Raw genomic sequence first — 14769 nt, 5'->3', positions numbered from 1 at the left:
TACGGGCTGGCCGCCCTTCGCGGGCAACATGTCCGACGTCGGACATGAAGAAGGCCCTGGCGGGTGCTATCACCACCCGCCAGGGCCAGCCGACAACCAACCCTTCAACCAGGAGTTGCCGACATGTCCATTGTCCCTGAAATCCCCACGCCCGCCTACCCGGGGCGGCGGTGGCAGGCCCGCCACTACCCCGGAACCCGCTCCACCTGCACCCGGTTCCGGGCGGAACTGCGCTCTGACCTGCACGCCCTGGCCGGGGTTCCCCGCTCCCTGTGCGAGGACATCGAACTGTGCGCAAGCGAGGCCTTCGCCAACTCCGTCACGCACTCCCGCTCACAGCGCCCCGGTGGCACGGTGGTCCGCCTGCTCTCCACCCCGATCGTCGTAGGGCACCAGGCCACCGTGCGCCTGTCGGTCATCGACGACGGACCCCTGAACGCACGCCCCCTGTGCCCGCCCGCGCGAAGCTCCATCGAAGAGTGGGAACAGGCCGAGTCCGGGCGCGGCCTCCTGCTCATCCACCAACTGGCGAGCGAATGGGGCACCCAGCGCTGGACCGATCCCACCTCACCGGCCGTGTCGGGCACGGTGCTGTGGGCGGAGTTCGCCTATCCCACGCCCGCCACCCCTACCGCTACCGCCGGCACCTCCACCACCTGCGCCTGCGGGGGTGGGCGATGAGCAACGCGACCATCCCCATGGACCTGCGCCGGGTCTTGGACGCTCCCCGAGGCCGACGTTTCAACCACACCCCACACCGCCCCGGGACCCGACCGACACTGACCGACACCCCCCACCAGAGGAACGAAACCGGCCCCGCATCACTCCCGCCGCTGGTCTCGCTGGGCCGCACCCCCAGGGAACGCGCACTCCTGGCCCAGATGCCCGACACCCCCGGACTGCGCCGCCGCCTCGAACGCGGGGACCTACCCGAATGGATGCGGGTCGCGGCCACTCGCAGGGCCGAGGAACCCGAACGGCCCCAACAGCTCCCTTGGTGGCACGACCAGGTACCCGACCCCGAGCCTCTCCCCGGACCGAAGCCGACCCCCACACTGACCTTCACGCCGACCCCCGTCCCGGAACCGGCCCGTGAACCCGCTGAGGAAGCCGAGCCCGCCCGTCCGCTACCGATCCCGCGCCCACGCCGGGAGTACGTGCCGCCGCCTCCGCTCCCTCGAAGGTCGGACCGCCCGCGCCGCCCGACGAGCCACCGCAGGCCCCGTCGCCGAATCGGCCACCTCATCACCGGCTACGCACTGGCCGCGCTGGCCGGCGCCTTGGCCCAACCGCTGATCACCTTCCTGAGCTGACCGAACGGGACCCACCCATGAGAAGGCCGCACCGGGCACACGAAGCCCGGTGCGGCTCGGGTCGGACAGACCACATCAGGTGACCGACGAATCAAGACGATACGGACCCCGGTCGGTGCGGACCGAGGGCCGGGGGCCGAGGTCCGGGACCGACGAACGCTACCCGGCCGTGGCCCGGGCCAAGGCGGCGTTCAATTCCTCCGACGTGGGCGGCTCGGCACCCTCCCGGGTGACCGTGTGCGCGGCCGCCGTGGCCGCGTGCGTCAACAGCGCCTCCAGGTCCGCCTCCGTCAGGCCGGCCAGACGTTCCCGGGGCGCATCCCCCAACCGACCGTCCAGATCCAACCGGTGCAAGAGCGCGCCCATGAACGAATCCCCCGCGCCGACGGTGTCCACCACCTCCGTCTTCGGGGCCGGCACCGAGGCCGACACCCCGTGGGAGAGCGCGAAGGCGCCCTCCGCACCCCGGGTGACCACGACCAGAACCGGGCCGAGGGCCGCCAATGCCGAGGCGGCCTGTTCCAGGGTGTGGTCGGGGTAGAGGTAGGCGAGATCCTCGTCGCTTGCCTTGACCACGTGCGCCTGAGCGGCGTGACGAAGGGCCAGGGCGCGGGCGTCGGACCGATCACCGATCACTGCCTCGCGAATGTTCGGGTCGAGTGTGATGGTCACCCGACCCCGCCCGTGTTCGCGCCGCAGCAGGGCCTCGATGAGGGAGGCTCCGGGTTCCCGGAACAGGGCGATCGAGGCGGCGTGCACCGCGACGACCTCGGGTTCCAGGGCCTCGGGCAGCTCATCGGACCGCCAACGCCAGTCGGCGGCGTCATCCATCCGGAAGTCGTAGTTCGCCGACCCGTCCGCGGCCAGGGTGGCCAGGGCCAGGGCGGATGGCTCGTCCGCGTCGACGAGTCCGGCCGGATCCAGCCCCTCACCCAGGAGACGTTCCCGGATCATCGACCCGAACCCGTCGGAGCCGATCCGGGCCAGGAGCCGGGTGGGCAGACCCAGTCGGGACGCCGCGACCGCCGTGTTGGCGGGACCACCACCGGGGGCGGCCCACAGGGTCCGGGGGCCGTGCCGGGTGGGCAGCAGGTCCATGACGTTCTCCCCGACCACCACGAGTCGGGCGGGTGTCCGCTCGTTCACTCCGCACCCCCGTCGACATCACGGGCGGGCAGGGCGGCCGCGAGCGAGGTGGACAGACCGATCTGGGGCAACAGCACCGCCTGGTAGGCGTGGTAGACGTCCGGTTTGCCGGCCCACACCGAACCCGATGGCCGATTCCGCGGATCCAACTCGTGCCACCAACTCCCGTTCTCCCGATCCACGTGGTGTCGGTCGGCGTAGGCCCACCAGCGGTCCAGGTGCTCGGCGTACTTCTCCCCGCCGGTGCGTTCGGCCAGGACCCACGCGGCCATGGTCGCCTCCGCCACCACCCAGTGCATGCGTTGCCGCACCACCGGTCGGTCCTGCCAGTCGAGCGTGTAGACGAACCCCTCGGCCCCGTCGACGTTCCAGCCGCGACGGACCGCGTTGTCGAAGAGGAGTTCGGCGTCGGTGAGCAGCCAGTCCGGCACCGGTTCACCGGCCCGCTCCAGGGCGAGTTCGAGGTGTACCAGCAGACGGGCCCATTCGAGCAGGTGCCCGGTGGTACTACCGAACGGTCGGAAGGGGTGGTCGGGGTGGTCCCGGTTGTAGTCCGGCAGGGGTGTCCAGTCCGGGGTGAAGTGCTCGGGCAGCCGCCAGTCGTGGTCGGCGGCCACCCCATGGATCAGGCGCTCGGCGATCGCGAGTGCCCTACGGGTCCATAGGGTGTCACCGGTGACGTCGGCCGCGGCGAGGAAGGCCTCCACGCAGTGCATGGCGCTGTTGGCGCCACGGTAGGGCTCGGTGGTGGTCCAGTCGGCGTCCCAGCTCTCCCGCACGCACGCGGCGTCGGGTTCCCAGAACTTCTCCTCGATGACGCCGAGGGCCTCCTCCAGCAGGGCCCGCGCCCCCGGACGGCCCGCGTGGGCGGCGCTGGCGGTGGCCAGGACCACGAAGGAGTGCGGGTAGGCGGCCTTCTCCGGCAGCGCTTGGGAGCGCTCCCGAAGACTTCTCGGGTCCCCGCCCTCCGGCACCTCCTCGAACCATCCGCCCAGCTCCGCGTCGCGTAGCGGACCCGCCAGGGCGGCCAGCCCGTGATCGGCGAGATCGGCGGCGTTGGGGACCCCTCGCAGGTGCGCCAGGGAGAACACGTGGGTCATGCGCGAGGTGATCCAGGTGGCGGTCGCGCGTTCGGGCTCCACCCCGCCCTTCGCGTCCAACCAGCCGAAGCCCTCCGGGACCGCGGCCCCGGACGCGAAGCCCACCAGGCCTCGCTCCTGCTCCCTCAGCCACGCGGCCCCTCCCGGGACCGGGTGTGTCGATGCGGTCAAACCAGTGCCTCCTCGGGGAGTTGTTCCGCGCGCAACGCTATCCCGCACCGGCCACCTCGGGAAAGACCATGGGGCCGGGTGGATCGGACCGAAGGCGGAAGTCGTGCCCACGGCTGCGGTCTCGGTCCCCTTCCCCTGACCGGGGCGCGGGCCAGGACGGAGGCCGGGAGCCGGAGACGGGAACCAAGGACACAGGGGCGGGAACCAGGGGGCCGAGGGCGGGAGACCGAGGGCGGGAACGGAACCGGCAGCGCGCGTTCGAAAAGCGATGGCGATCACCCCGATCGGATGACAGAGTGCCGCCATCCGATGAGTCTTCGTGCCCCCATCCGCCGAATCGACAGGAGACGAACATGAGCCGCCCGGACCGGCCCCACCACGAAGAGCCGGGGCAGTCGCCGAACCCTCTCTCACCGCTCACCCGTGATCCGCTCCCCCTCCGCGGGCGTGTCGCCCTGGTCACCGGGGCCAGCCGACGCGAGGGCATCGGCTACGCGGTCGCCCGCCGCCTCGCCGCCTACGGGGCCTCCGTGATGCTCCACCACTTCCGCCCGCACGACGAGTCGCAGCCTTGGGGCGGCGACGACGTCGAGGCGGTGGCCGACGGGGTGCGCTCGGTGCTCGGTGACCCGAACGCCCGCGTGGCGCACATCGGAGCCGACATGGCCGATCCCCAGGCCCCCGCGCGAGTGGTCGAGGCGACCGTCGCCGAGTTCGGCCACCTGGACGTCCTGGTCGCCAACCACGCCCGCAGCGGCGGGGACGGCACCCTCGCCGAGATCACCGCCGACATGCTCGACGGGCACTGGGCGGTAGACGCCCGATCCCCGTTGCTCCTCGCCCAGGCCTTCGCCGCCCGACACGACGGTCGCCCGGGCGGGCGGGTGCTGTTCATGACCTCCGGGCAGATGCACGGGCCGATGGCCGGCGAGGTCGCGTACGCATCCGCCAAGGGCGCGCTGGCCCAGATCACCCCCACCATCGCGGCGGAGCTGGGGCCGCGCGGCATCACCGTCAACACTCTCAACCCGGGCCCGGTGCAGACCGGCTACATCGAGGGGGAACTCCTGGAACGGGTGGTGCCCATGTTCGCGCTGGGCCGGTTGGGTGAACCGGACGACCCCGCACGGCTATTGTCCTGGCTGGCCACCGACGAGGCGGCGTGGATCACCGGCCAGGTGATCAGTTCCGAGGGAGGGTTCCGGTTCACCTGATCCGGGCGACCAGCCGATCGGCGGCGTTGCAGGTCCACCTGATGTGTTCGGCCACCGCGAGCGGATCGTCGGCCATCGGGATGTGACCGGCCCCGAGCAACGACACCATGCGTGCCGACGGAACCCGCTCGTGGGCGTGCCGGGCGCTGGAGGGCAGCAGGGTCCGGTCGTGGTCACCCCAGGCGATCGTGACCGGACAGTCGATCGGGCGCGAGACGAAGTCGTACTCGGCGATCTTGGGCACCATGCGCACGTACGGAGCACCGGGTTCGAGCCCCTGCACACCGAACCTGGTGGCCTTCGCCTCCGGAGAGGAGGGGTCTCCGCGCAGGGCGACCCGGGCCGCCGCCCGGGCGGGAGGGGTGTCCGCCAGGCGTTCCTTGACCGGCATCGGGATACGGGTGGCCAGGTTGGCGACCACCCCCACGGTGCGCATGCCCCAACGGGCGAGGTTGTCGGAGAACCCCGCGGGTGAGAACACCGTGACCGAACCGGCGACCCCCTGCACGCCCAACTCCAACGCGATCGAACCACCCAGCGAGTTGCCCGCCAGGTGCGGGTGCTGGAGGCCGTGCAGCGCGCAGAACTCCCGGATCACCCGCACGAGGCTGTGCACGTCGTAGGGCTCGTCCGTGGAGGGCGCCGGCGACTCACCGAAACCCGGCAGGTCGATGGAGACCACCTCGTAGTCGGCCACCAACTGCGGCGCCACGGCCCGCCAGCTCTGTCTGCGGTCCCCGAGTCCGTGCAGGAGAACGATCGGTCGTCCACTGCCGTGCCGTTCGTAGGCGATGTGTCTGGGGTCCATTGGTCGTGTCTACCCTCGCGCGCCCATCAACGCCACACCGTTCGGGTGTGAATCTGGACAAGAGGTGGATTCCCGTCGACGCCTCGTGACGGCCGATTCACCCGGTGGTCAGACGCGGACCGCTTCGCGTACGGTCTCCCGCACCCGGGCGCGCGGGGCGGCGGTGAGCAGTAGACCGCAGATGACCGCGATCAGTCCGAGCACCGGCAGCGGCCCGAACCCGAGACCGCCCACCGTGAGGACCAGCAGGCCCCCGCCGATCAGGGCCGCGGCGGCCAACACCCGGATCAGGCCGGGGTCGCCCTTGAGCATCCGCGGTGGCTCCTCGAAGCGCACCGCCCAGTGTGCCAACGGCAGGATGAGCGGGATCAGCACCACCATCCCGAGGACGCCCCACAGCAGCCACAGACCCGTCATCGGTTCGGGGGTGTCGATGCCCAGACCGAACACCAGCACACCGGCGACGACACTGATCGGCAACATGTGCCAGAGGTACACGGTCATCAACTGCGGGCTGATCCGGTCCATCATCCGCGCCGGCCCTGGTCGGTTCACCCAAGCGGAGATCACGTCGCGCAGCAGCACGGAGACACCGATCTGCAGGGCCCCCAGCGCCGCCAGGACGAGCGTGGGCGGGGCGACGTTCGAGGTCTCGGCCGCGAACACACCCGTCATGTTCAGCGAGTACGGACCGAACCAGGCCAGCAGCAGAGCGGCCACGCCACCCACGACGGCCAACCCGGCGGCCTGTGCCTTGCCGATCGAACCGGTCGCGTACCGGAAACCCATCTGGTGCACGCCCAACCAGACGAACGCCACGTTCAGGTAACCGAGCCACTCGACCCCGGAGTTGAACCGGAGCGTGTCCACGACCACCGCGCAGGCGAGCAGCACCGCCGGGACCCACCAGCCGAACCGCTTCTGCGCGGCGACCAGCACCGGCGTCGCCATGACCACGATGACGTAGGAGGCCAGGAACCACAGGATCATGCCCGCGGCACCCGCGCCGACCAGGACCGGCTGCGCCGGCGCCCCACTCAGGACGATCAGGTGGCAGGCCACGATCCACACGACCGCGAGGGGCACCACCGGCCAGGCGAGCCGGCGTAGCCGCTTGGCCCACCACACCCGGGCGGGCTCGCCCCGCCCCGAGGCCGAACGCCAACTCAAGTAGTTGGCGGCGCCGCCCACGAAGAAGATCAAGGGCATGACCTGGGAGATCCAGGTGAGCGCGAAGCCGCCCTCGGAGCTGAGCACGCTGCCCGCGGACAATTCGCCCTGGGTCTGCACGCTGAGCACCGGAAGCCACCAGTGCTGACTCACCACCAGGACCATGACGAACAGACGCAGTACGTCGAGGAAGCGGTCGCGGGTGCGGGGCGCGGGCGCGGCGGCCTCGGCTGCGGTGGTGGGCGGTCGCCCACCCGCGGGTTCGACGGTCATGGTCATCGGTATGTCGCTCCTTGGTCGTCCCGCACGACCGGTGAGCGCACGAAGGCGCCCGCTGGTCGCGGTGACCGGGATACAGGGGGTGTCGACACGTCCCCGCGGAGGCCCTGGAGTGAGACCGCGAGTGGCACTCGATGACGCGTCGTCGAAAACGACCCTAGGCGCGGAGGCCGTTCGGTCGCGATGGCGCAGGATCCCCTCCTCGGCGGCGGCAGGCCCACCCACCGAGGTAGGGCCTGCACTACCTTGCACCCGAGAGGACGGGTGTCGGAAGGGCTTGGTGAGAAAATACCCGATCCGCGGCCCACCGGTCAGAGGCCTGTGGATAACGATGCCGGGACCATGGCACCACCGACCGGTGGGCCGCCCCGGTGAAGGCGACGGCCGAAGGGGACGGCGGCGGTCAGGGAGCGGTGGGCATGGCCCGCTTGTGGGCGGTGGAGCGGTAACGGCCCACCAGGAGACGGGTCACCTCGTCGTCGACGGGCAGTCCCTCCAGGAAGTCGTCGATCTGCTCGTAGGTGAGGCCGAGGGCCTCCTCGTCCGGCTTCTGCGGGGTGAGTGTCTCCAGGTCGGCGGTGGGCACCTTGTGGACCAGGTCCTCCGGGGCGCCGAGCGCCGCGGCGACCGCGCGTACCCGGCGCTTGGTGAGCCCGGCCAGCGGGACCAGGTCGGCCGCGCCATCGCCGTACTTGGTGAAGAATCCGGTGACGGCCTCGGCGGCGTGGTCGGTGCCGACCACCAGACCACCCAGACCACCGGCGACGGCGTACTGGGCGATCATCCGCTCACGGGCCTTGACGTTGCCGACCACGAAGTCCTCGGCGGCGCCGTCGGCGTAGCTCATCCCGGAAGCGGTGAGGGCGGCCGCCATGGCGTCGGTGGCGGGTTGTACGTCCACGGTGAGGCAGCGTTCGGGTGCGTCGAACTCCACGGAGCGGGCGGCGTCCTGCTCGTCCTTCTGGACGCCGTAGGGCAGGCGCATGGCCACGAACTCGGCCTCGTGACCGGACTCACGGGCACGGTCCACGGCCAGTCGGCACAGCCGCCCCGCGGCGAGCGAGTCGACACCGCCGCTGATGCCCAGCACCAACGCGCGCGCTCCGGTCGTGGTGAGCCTCTCGGCGAGGAAGGCGACACGGCGCTCGATCTCGGCGTCGACGTCGAAGTCCGCGGGGACCCCGAGGTCGCGGATGATCTCGTCGCGCGCCCGGCTCGGATCGGTCTCGGTCACGTGTGCTCCCTCGATGTACTGCGGCTGTTCCCCTCGATTATCGCCCGCCTCGTGTTACGCGCGGGTTTCCAGGGTCCGCGCTTCGACGTTCCCCGATCCCGGCGCCCCTTCGGTCACCTCGGAGTCTGGCGGGAGGGCACGTGTCGAGGGGGTGGGGAACCCGGGTGAAGCCTGCGGGCGAAGCGTTCGTAGTCCACCACCACACCGTCCCCGTCCACGGACATCCGGTACTCGCCGTGCAGGGGGTCGCGGTAGGTGTACCACTCCAGGCCGCCCTCGGCCGCGTGCCGGATGTAGCGCTGGCGAACACGTCTGACGCGCAGGGAAGGGACGTCGATCCACACGACCGTGATGTCGCGGTGTTCCCCCGGTCTCAGGCCCAGTCTGCGGATGGGGAGGGTGTTGGTGAGCGGTGTGGCGGCGACGTCGACGTCGAGGCAGCCCACCAGTTCGGGCAGTTCACGACCGTTGCCGTCGCTCCAGTGGCCGCCTTGAGCCCGGAGGGTGATCGATTCCGTGCCGCCGGCGGAGAGGACCTCGGCGCGGACCTCCGTGGTCGCCCAGGCCAGGTCCGTTCGCACGGTGAAACGGGTGAAGTACCTCCCCTCGTCCTCGACGACGGTCTCCCCGGCCTCCAGGCGGAAACCATCGGGTTCGGGCAGGAGGGCGCCGAGCCCCAGTCCTTCGGGGACGTCGGTGCGGGTCCAGGCTGCCGGGTGTTCCGTCGGTGACGACATGTCACCGTTCTACCGTTCCGGGACCGACCCACGCCAGAGCGCGACCGGGCCCGTGCCGTACGTGACACGGGCCCGGAAGCCTTTCGTTACAGGACCTGTGGACCTTGACGATCCGGTGCCCCGACGGACTCAGGCGGTGGTGGTGGGTTCCTCGTCCCTTCCACCGTTCTTGATCTCGGCCTCGACGCGGTCGAAGTCGGCCTCCATCTGCGGGCTGACCTTGCCCAGGCCGTTGAAGACGAGCATGCAGGCGAAGCTGAGCAGGACCGCGGGGACCATGGCGTACAGGCCCCATCCCAGGAAGGCCTCGTCGATGAAGTCCCAGAGGATGGCCATGCCGCCGCCGGCGATCATGCCGGCGAGGGCGCCCGCCCAGGTCATGCGCTTCCAGAAGACGGCCATGAGGAGCACCGGACCGAAGCCCGCGCCGAACCCGGCCCAGGCGTAGCCGACCAGGTCCATGACCGAACTGTCACCGAACAGGGCGACCAGGGATGCGACCACGGCCACGACCACGACGGTGCCGCGGCTGACCCACATGAGGAAGCGGGGGTCCGCGTCCTTGTTGACGAAGCCCTTGTAGACGTCCTCGGTGATGGCCGAGGCGGCGACCAGCAACTGGGAGTCGGCGGTACTCATCACGGCGGCCAGGATGGCGGCCAGGAGGAGCCCGGCCACCGCCGGGTGGGAGAGGGCCTCGATCAAACGCGGGAAGACCTGTTCCGGGTCGCCCAGCGGGGTGTCGAAGTAGGCGATGCCGATGAAGCCCACCAGGACCGCGAGGATCATGGCGGAGACCGCCCAGCCCACGCTGACGACCGCGGCCTTGGGGATGTCCTTCACCGAACGGATCCCCATGTAGCGGGCGAGGATGTGCGGCTGACCGAAGTATCCGAAGCCCCACGCGAGTCCGGAGATGACGACGACCCAGCCAAAGGTCTCCGCGCTCACCCAGGTTCCGAGGTCCGCGTCCAGGGAGGTTCCACCGAACGCCGACATCAGACCGTCGGCCTTGGCGCCGACTCCGTCCGCGAGCCCGCCGAACCCACCTAGGAGCGAGATGGCGAGCACCGGGACGATGAGCAGGGCCAGCCACATCATGACGGCCTGCACCACGTCCGTGTAGGAGACCGCGAGGAATCCGCCCAGCACGGTGTAGAGCACCACGATGCCCGCACCCACCGCGATGGCGGGTACGGGTGACAGCCCGAGGACCATGTCGAAGAGTGATGCCATCGCCACGAGGCCGGAGGCGACGTAGAAGAAGTAGAAGACGATGATCAGGACGGCGGAGACCCCGCGCAGCATTCGGGTGGGGTCGTTGAAACGGTTCTCCATGAAGGAGGAGATCGTGAGGGAGTCGGAGTCCCCGCCGGACCGGGTGTCGGTTACCCGTTCGGTGTAGACGCGGAGCCGCGGAGCGAGAAGGATCCAGCTGCCGGCGAAACCGGAGGCCAGTCCGACCGCGATCCAGGCCTCGCCGAGGCCTGAGACGTAGATGGCTCCGGGAAGCCCCAGCAGCAGCCAACCACTGAAGTCACTGGCGTTGGCGCTGAGAGCGGTGACCCAGCTGTTGAGCTGCCGGCCGCCGAGCACGAAGTCGGCTTGTGAGACGGTGCGCTTGTAGACCCAAAGGCCGATCGCGACCATCCCGGCGAGGTACACACCGAAGGTCAGGATCGACCAGATCATGGAGTCGTTCAACCGTCCCCTCCTTTCCCTGAAAAACGCCAACGTCGGACCGTTATGCGTAACTTATGCGGAACAAACAGATCATCACCTTGGCCCGCCTGGACCACAATGCCCGTGTGCGGAAAAACACCCGTTCGAGACCTCGTCGAGTCTTCGACCAGGAACAATTGTCCGTCCCGCCACCGCCCGGGCATCTCCTTTGTCTGATCGGACATGCCAGTCATCAGGTCATGGGACCTCACGACAATATGGGCGCCCGGTCGCCGGGGCACGTGCGGGCTGTGGGTGGGCGATCGGCGGACCGCTCGGGTCGGCCCCTCCGCCGTGGACGGTTGGCCGCCCAGGGCGTACGTACCCGCCTCCAGACCACACAGGTAGGCCGGCGGGTCCTCCGGGCCCGTGCCCGAACCGGCGAGGTCGCGTTCGGCCCGCTTGTCCGGAAAAACCCGAGAACCCGACCGGTTCGGCGTTCTTCGGGGAGGAGTGGACCTCCGGCCGACCTTCCACGGCCGAGGGTGGTGGAAAGCGGGGTGAGCGCGTTAACGTTGCCGCATGGACGCACAGCCCGCCGCCATCCGCGCCCGCAGTATCGGACCATCGGGGATATGTCCTCGCGGTGAGCACGACTGGCAGCCCTCCTCACCAGGGTCGGCCCGCCACCTGTGCACCAAATGCAACTCCATGATGATGCGCAACTACGAACCCGAACCCACTTCGGGCTGACGCGCGCCCGGTAGGAGTTCCCGCCCCTCCATTTCCTTTCCATGGCCTGGCCTGCGCATTTTCGGATGGCACCACATCTCCTTTTTCACGTGGCAAGAACGCGCGTTCAGGCCGGTTTTTCGCTTCCGCGGACTCGTTCCGGCAACCGTTGTCCACAGGCTGTGGACAACTATCGACAGAAACGAAGGCAGAACCTAGCCTGGGACCAAGCGCCCGCTGTCGGCCCCGTCCACCCACAGCGGGAAACCCGCCCGGTCCGGTGATGGTCTTCATGTCCACCGGACCCGTCGTCACGCGAGGCATGGGGATCACGCCATGAACCGGTGCCCCGGACCCCCAGGGTCACGGATCACGCGGGCGGTGGACGGACACCGCACGTCCCCCCACCATGCCCCGGGCACGCCCTCCTCACCGCGGGAGACCCCTGCGCGCGCACATCCTCGCGGCCGCGCGCGCACCGCGTATCCCTCTCGGGACTCGCCTCGGGCACCGGGCCCGACCCGGCCCGCCCCATCCGTGTGCTCGACCCGTGACCGTCCGAGAGTCCCCGGTGAACGGTCATCCCCGGCCCGCGTCGCCGGGCCCCTCGCTCAGCGCCATATGAGAAAGCTGGTGGACCGATGACGACCGGCCGCCTCCGGAAGAGGGACACCACCCGTCTCCCGGTGATCGGCGGGGTTCCCCGCGCCAACCCGCACTTCACCGGTAGGGAGGCCATTCTGGAGCAGATCCACGAGGTCTTCTCCCGGCCCGGATCCCGGTTCCTGATCGGTGGGGGAAGCGGTGTCGGCAAGAGCCGCATCGCCACCGAGTACGCGCGCCGTCACTCGGAGGAGTACGACCTCATCTGGTGGATCCCCGCCTCCACCGACATCGACTCGCACCGCGCTTACCTGCGGCTCGCCGAACACATCGGACTGCCGGTCGCCTACGAACACGTTCCCCGCGCCGTCCAGACCGTACGCGACGCCCTCTCCGGCGGGCACGCCGTCGGCCGCTGGCTCCTGGTCTTCGACGACGTCACCGACGTCGAACGGCTGGCCACCGACTACTTCCCCACCGGAGGGGACGGCAACATCCTCGTCACCTCCCGCGACCACCGTCGGACCACCCGGACGCTCCCGGCGGGCCGGTTCGACGGACAGGTCGTCCCCCGGCTCACCAACGCCGAGAGCCTCTCGCTGCTGCGCCAGGTCTGCCCGAAACGCCTCGAAGACCCCCGGGACGGTGAACGTCTGGCCGAACTGCTCGAATACCTGCCCCTGACCCTCAACCAGGTCGGCGCGTTCCTGCGCGAGTCGGCGGTTCCCACCGCGGAGTTCCTGGACACGTTCGAGGAACGCTACAACCGGATGCTCTGCTACTCCGGCCCGGACGACCACACGATCCCCCTCAAGGTGGCATGGAGCATCCAGTCCGAGGAACTGGCCTCGGGCGGCGAAGAACACGAGATCGAGCACATGGTCCTGGAGCTGATCCGGCTCTGCGCGTTCTTCGCGCCGCGTCCCCTGGGGCGCGCCCTGTTCTCCCGCCCCCGTGACCTGGGCCCGACCCCCTCGGGCACCGCGCTGCTCGGCGACGACGCACTCCTGGGGCGAGTCCTCGACTTCATGAGCCGCCACCACCTCGCCTACCTCGACCACGAGCGGAACACCCTCCAACTGCACGAGCTGTTCCAGTCGGTCATCCGCGAGTCCCTGCCGCACGCCGAACGGGTGCGGTACCGGGACCTGGCACACCTGATCCTGGCGCGGAGCGACCCGGGCAACCCCACCGACCCGGCCTACCGGACCATGTACCTCCGGCTGTACGCGCACGTGAAGGCCTCGCAGGCCTGGCTGAGTCGGGATCCACGGGTGCGCGGCCTGGTGCTGAACGTGGTCGACCTCCTCACCGAGGTGGGCGACTACTCCAACGCCACCAGCCTGGTCGAACAGGCCGTCAACTCCTGGTCCGACGACCCCGCCCTCCGTATGCACGCGCGGCTGCGCCGCAACAAGATCCGGCGCATCCACGGCGAGTACGTGACGGCCCTGGCCGAGGCCGAGCGGATCCACGCCGACCAGATCGAACGCGTGGGCGGTGACGACGACGAGTCCCTGGAGTCACTGCGCGCGGTGGCCATCTCCTTCAGCGGACTGGGCCGCTTCGAGGAGGCGGGTCGGCACTTCCGTCGCATCCTCGAACACCGACGCTCCGAGTACGGCGAATCCGACCCGCAGACCCTGGAGGCCGCGCACGACTACGGCCAGGTCCTCCAGGAACAGGGCCGGTTCGAGGCCGCCCTCGCCATCGACCAGCACACCTTCCGGGGCCGGCGTTTCGTGCTGGGCCCCAACGACGTGCACACCCTGCGCAGCGGCCTGTCGGTCGGCCTCAACCTCATCCTGCTGGGCCGCCTGGAGGAGGCACGAATCCAGATCGAGGAGTGCATGGACCGCTTCACCTCCGCGGCCCAACCGGACAGCCCGCACGTGCTCCAGGGAAAGATGTTCCTGTCCGTCACCTACCGCAGACTTGGCCGCACCGGACCGGCCACCGAGCTCTCGCAAGGAGCTCTGACCATGTACCGACGCAACCATCCCGCCGATACCCGGCAAGTGCTGTACTGCCGAGTGATCAACATGGTGAACCTGGCGGGCACGGGCTCCGACGAACACCTGGAAGAGGCGGTCCGTGAGGCCGAGGCGCTCATGCGTCCGCTGGACGAGCGTTATCCGAACGAGCACCCGTTTCCCGCCACCGCTCGTCTCAGCGCAGCCATCGTGCTGCGGGCCGCGGGTCGTTACACCGAAGCACTCAAACTCGATCAAGAGGGACTGGAACGCCTAACGCGCATCTACGGCCCGGGAGCGTTCAGCTGCTTACCGGCCACATTGAACCTGGCCACCGATCTGTTCCACCTCGACCGTGTCGAGGAGGCACACCAGTTGGAGGCCATGACGGTCGCGGACTGTCTGCTTCGGTTGCCCTCCGACCACCCGACCTTGTTGACCACGCATCGGAACCATCTGGTGACCCGGCATGCCATGGGTGAGGACATGGCTGCCAAGTGGAGTGAACTGCGGGCGGTATTCATCGATCGGTTCGGTTCCGATCACCCTGGTGCGGCGTCGATGTCCACCTTCACGCGGCAGGACTGCGATGTCTTCCCCATCGCACCCTTGTAACACGAACTTCTT

General features: G+C 69.7%; 12 protein-coding genes. 5 read left to right on the top strand and 7 right to left on the bottom strand.

The genetic code is table 11. The annotated features are described in order from the left end of the window. The first annotated feature begins 123 nt into the window (after positions 1-123). Together ACWGSK_RS16800 and ACWGSK_RS16795 are read left to right on the top strand one after the other, a co-directional pair. Positions 124-681, top strand: coding sequence for an ATP-binding protein (locus ACWGSK_RS16800; protein WP_452456172.1), 558 nt, complete (start codon positions 124-126; stop codon positions 679-681). After that, positions 678-1313 carry a hypothetical protein gene (locus ACWGSK_RS16795; RefSeq protein WP_452456171.1) on the top strand — a complete coding sequence of 212 codons (636 nt, stop codon included), beginning with the start codon at positions 678-680 and terminating at the stop codon, positions 1311-1313. Before ACWGSK_RS16800 ends, ACWGSK_RS16795 begins: the two co-directional genes overlap by 4 nt. 159 nt (positions 1314-1472) lie before the next feature. On the opposite strand, the gene ACWGSK_RS16790 is transcribed toward ACWGSK_RS16795, so the two are convergent. Further along, on the bottom strand, positions 1473-2411 hold the full coding sequence (locus ACWGSK_RS16790) for a carbohydrate kinase family protein (protein ID WP_452456210.1): 939 nt from the start codon (positions 2409-2411) through the stop codon (positions 1473-1475). Positions 2412-2455: 44 nt separating this feature from the next. Continuing rightward, the gene (locus tag ACWGSK_RS16785) at positions 2456-3730 is read right to left on the bottom strand and encodes an AGE family epimerase/isomerase (RefSeq protein ID WP_452456170.1); all 1275 of its coding nucleotides are present in this window, start codon (positions 3728-3730) and stop codon (positions 2456-2458) included. Positions 3731-4083: 353 nt separating this feature from the next. Here ACWGSK_RS16785 and ACWGSK_RS16780 point away from each other — a divergent pair, with 353 nt between their 5' ends. After that, positions 4084-4944, top strand: a complete 861-nt coding sequence (locus tag ACWGSK_RS16780) for an SDR family oxidoreductase (RefSeq protein ID WP_452456169.1) — start codon at positions 4084-4086, stop codon at positions 4942-4944. Here the strand turns inward: ACWGSK_RS16780 and ACWGSK_RS16775 are convergent. The 5 genes from ACWGSK_RS16775 to putP all read right to left on the bottom strand — a co-directional run bounded on the left by ACWGSK_RS16775 (position 4937) and on the right by putP (position 10864). Next, positions 4937-5752 (bottom strand): alpha/beta fold hydrolase, encoded by an 816-nt coding sequence (locus ACWGSK_RS16775; protein ID WP_358511856.1) that lies wholly within the window; start codon positions 5750-5752, stop codon positions 4937-4939. The genes ACWGSK_RS16780 and ACWGSK_RS16775 overlap by 8 nt on opposite strands. A gap of 108 nt (positions 5753-5860) precedes the next feature. Then, positions 5861-7201, bottom strand: coding sequence for an acyltransferase family protein (locus tag ACWGSK_RS16770; RefSeq protein WP_358511854.1), 1341 nt, complete (start codon positions 7199-7201; stop codon positions 5861-5863). Positions 7202-7604: 403 nt separating this feature from the next. Then, complete coding sequence (gene nadE / locus ACWGSK_RS16765) at positions 7605-8435, bottom strand: ammonia-dependent NAD(+) synthetase (RefSeq protein WP_452456168.1); 831 nt, start codon at positions 8433-8435, stop codon at positions 7605-7607. Positions 8436-8548: 113 nt separating this feature from the next. Further along, positions 8549-9172, bottom strand: a complete 624-nt coding sequence (locus tag ACWGSK_RS16760; protein WP_452456167.1) for a putative glycolipid-binding domain-containing protein — start codon at positions 9170-9172, stop codon at positions 8549-8551. Between the two features lie 129 nt (positions 9173-9301). Then, entirely contained in the window at positions 9302-10864 is a 1563-nt protein-coding gene (gene putP, locus ACWGSK_RS16755; protein ID WP_452456209.1) for a sodium/proline symporter PutP, read from the bottom strand. 552 nt (positions 10865-11416) lie between these two features. On the opposite strand from putP, the gene ACWGSK_RS16750 reads away from it, so the two are divergent. Beyond that, a complete protein-coding gene (locus ACWGSK_RS16750; RefSeq protein ID WP_358511845.1) occupies positions 11417-11587 on the top strand; it encodes a hypothetical protein in 171 nt (56 codons plus the stop codon). 620 nt (positions 11588-12207) lie between these two features. After that, on the top strand, positions 12208-14757 hold the full coding sequence (gene fxsT / locus ACWGSK_RS16745; RefSeq protein WP_452456166.1) for an FxSxx-COOH system tetratricopeptide repeat protein: 2550 nt from the start codon (positions 12208-12210) through the stop codon (positions 14755-14757). The last annotated feature ends 12 nt before the right edge of the window (positions 14758-14769 follow it).

The organism is Nocardiopsis sp. NPDC055551, from assembly GCF_053619415.1.
The sequence above is the reverse complement of the archived record's forward strand: the minus strand, read 5'-3'. Positions and strand labels throughout refer to the sequence as shown.

What these genes read in the sequence shown, in the direction of transcription:
- ACWGSK_RS16760 (WP_452456167.1), bottom strand. Translation starts at nt 9,172, where the DNA reads ATGTCGTCACCGACGGAACACCCGGCAGCCTGGACCCGCACCGACGTC.
- ACWGSK_RS16750 (WP_358511845.1), top strand. Translation starts at nt 11,417, where the DNA reads ATGGACGCACAGCCCGCCGCCATCCGCGCCCGCAGTATCGGACCATCG.
- fxsT (WP_452456166.1), top strand. Translation starts at nt 12,208, where the DNA reads ATGACGACCGGCCGCCTCCGGAAGAGGGACACCACCCGTCTCCCGGTG.
- ACWGSK_RS16780 (WP_452456169.1), top strand. Translation starts at nt 4,084, where the DNA reads ATGAGCCGCCCGGACCGGCCCCACCACGAAGAGCCGGGGCAGTCGCCG.
- ACWGSK_RS16800 (WP_452456172.1), top strand. Translation starts at nt 124, where the DNA reads ATGTCCATTGTCCCTGAAATCCCCACGCCCGCCTACCCGGGGCGGCGG.
- ACWGSK_RS16795 (WP_452456171.1), top strand. Translation starts at nt 678, where the DNA reads ATGAGCAACGCGACCATCCCCATGGACCTGCGCCGGGTCTTGGACGCT.
- ACWGSK_RS16770 (WP_358511854.1), bottom strand. Translation starts at nt 7,201, where the DNA reads ATGACCATGACCGTCGAACCCGCGGGTGGGCGACCGCCCACCACCGCA.
- ACWGSK_RS16775 (WP_358511856.1), bottom strand. Translation starts at nt 5,752, where the DNA reads ATGGACCCCAGACACATCGCCTACGAACGGCACGGCAGTGGACGACCG.
- ACWGSK_RS16790 (WP_452456210.1), bottom strand. Translation starts at nt 2,411, where the DNA reads ATGGACCTGCTGCCCACCCGGCACGGCCCCCGGACCCTGTGGGCCGCC.
- putP (WP_452456209.1), bottom strand. Translation starts at nt 10,864, where the DNA reads ATGATCTGGTCGATCCTGACCTTCGGTGTGTACCTCGCCGGGATGGTC.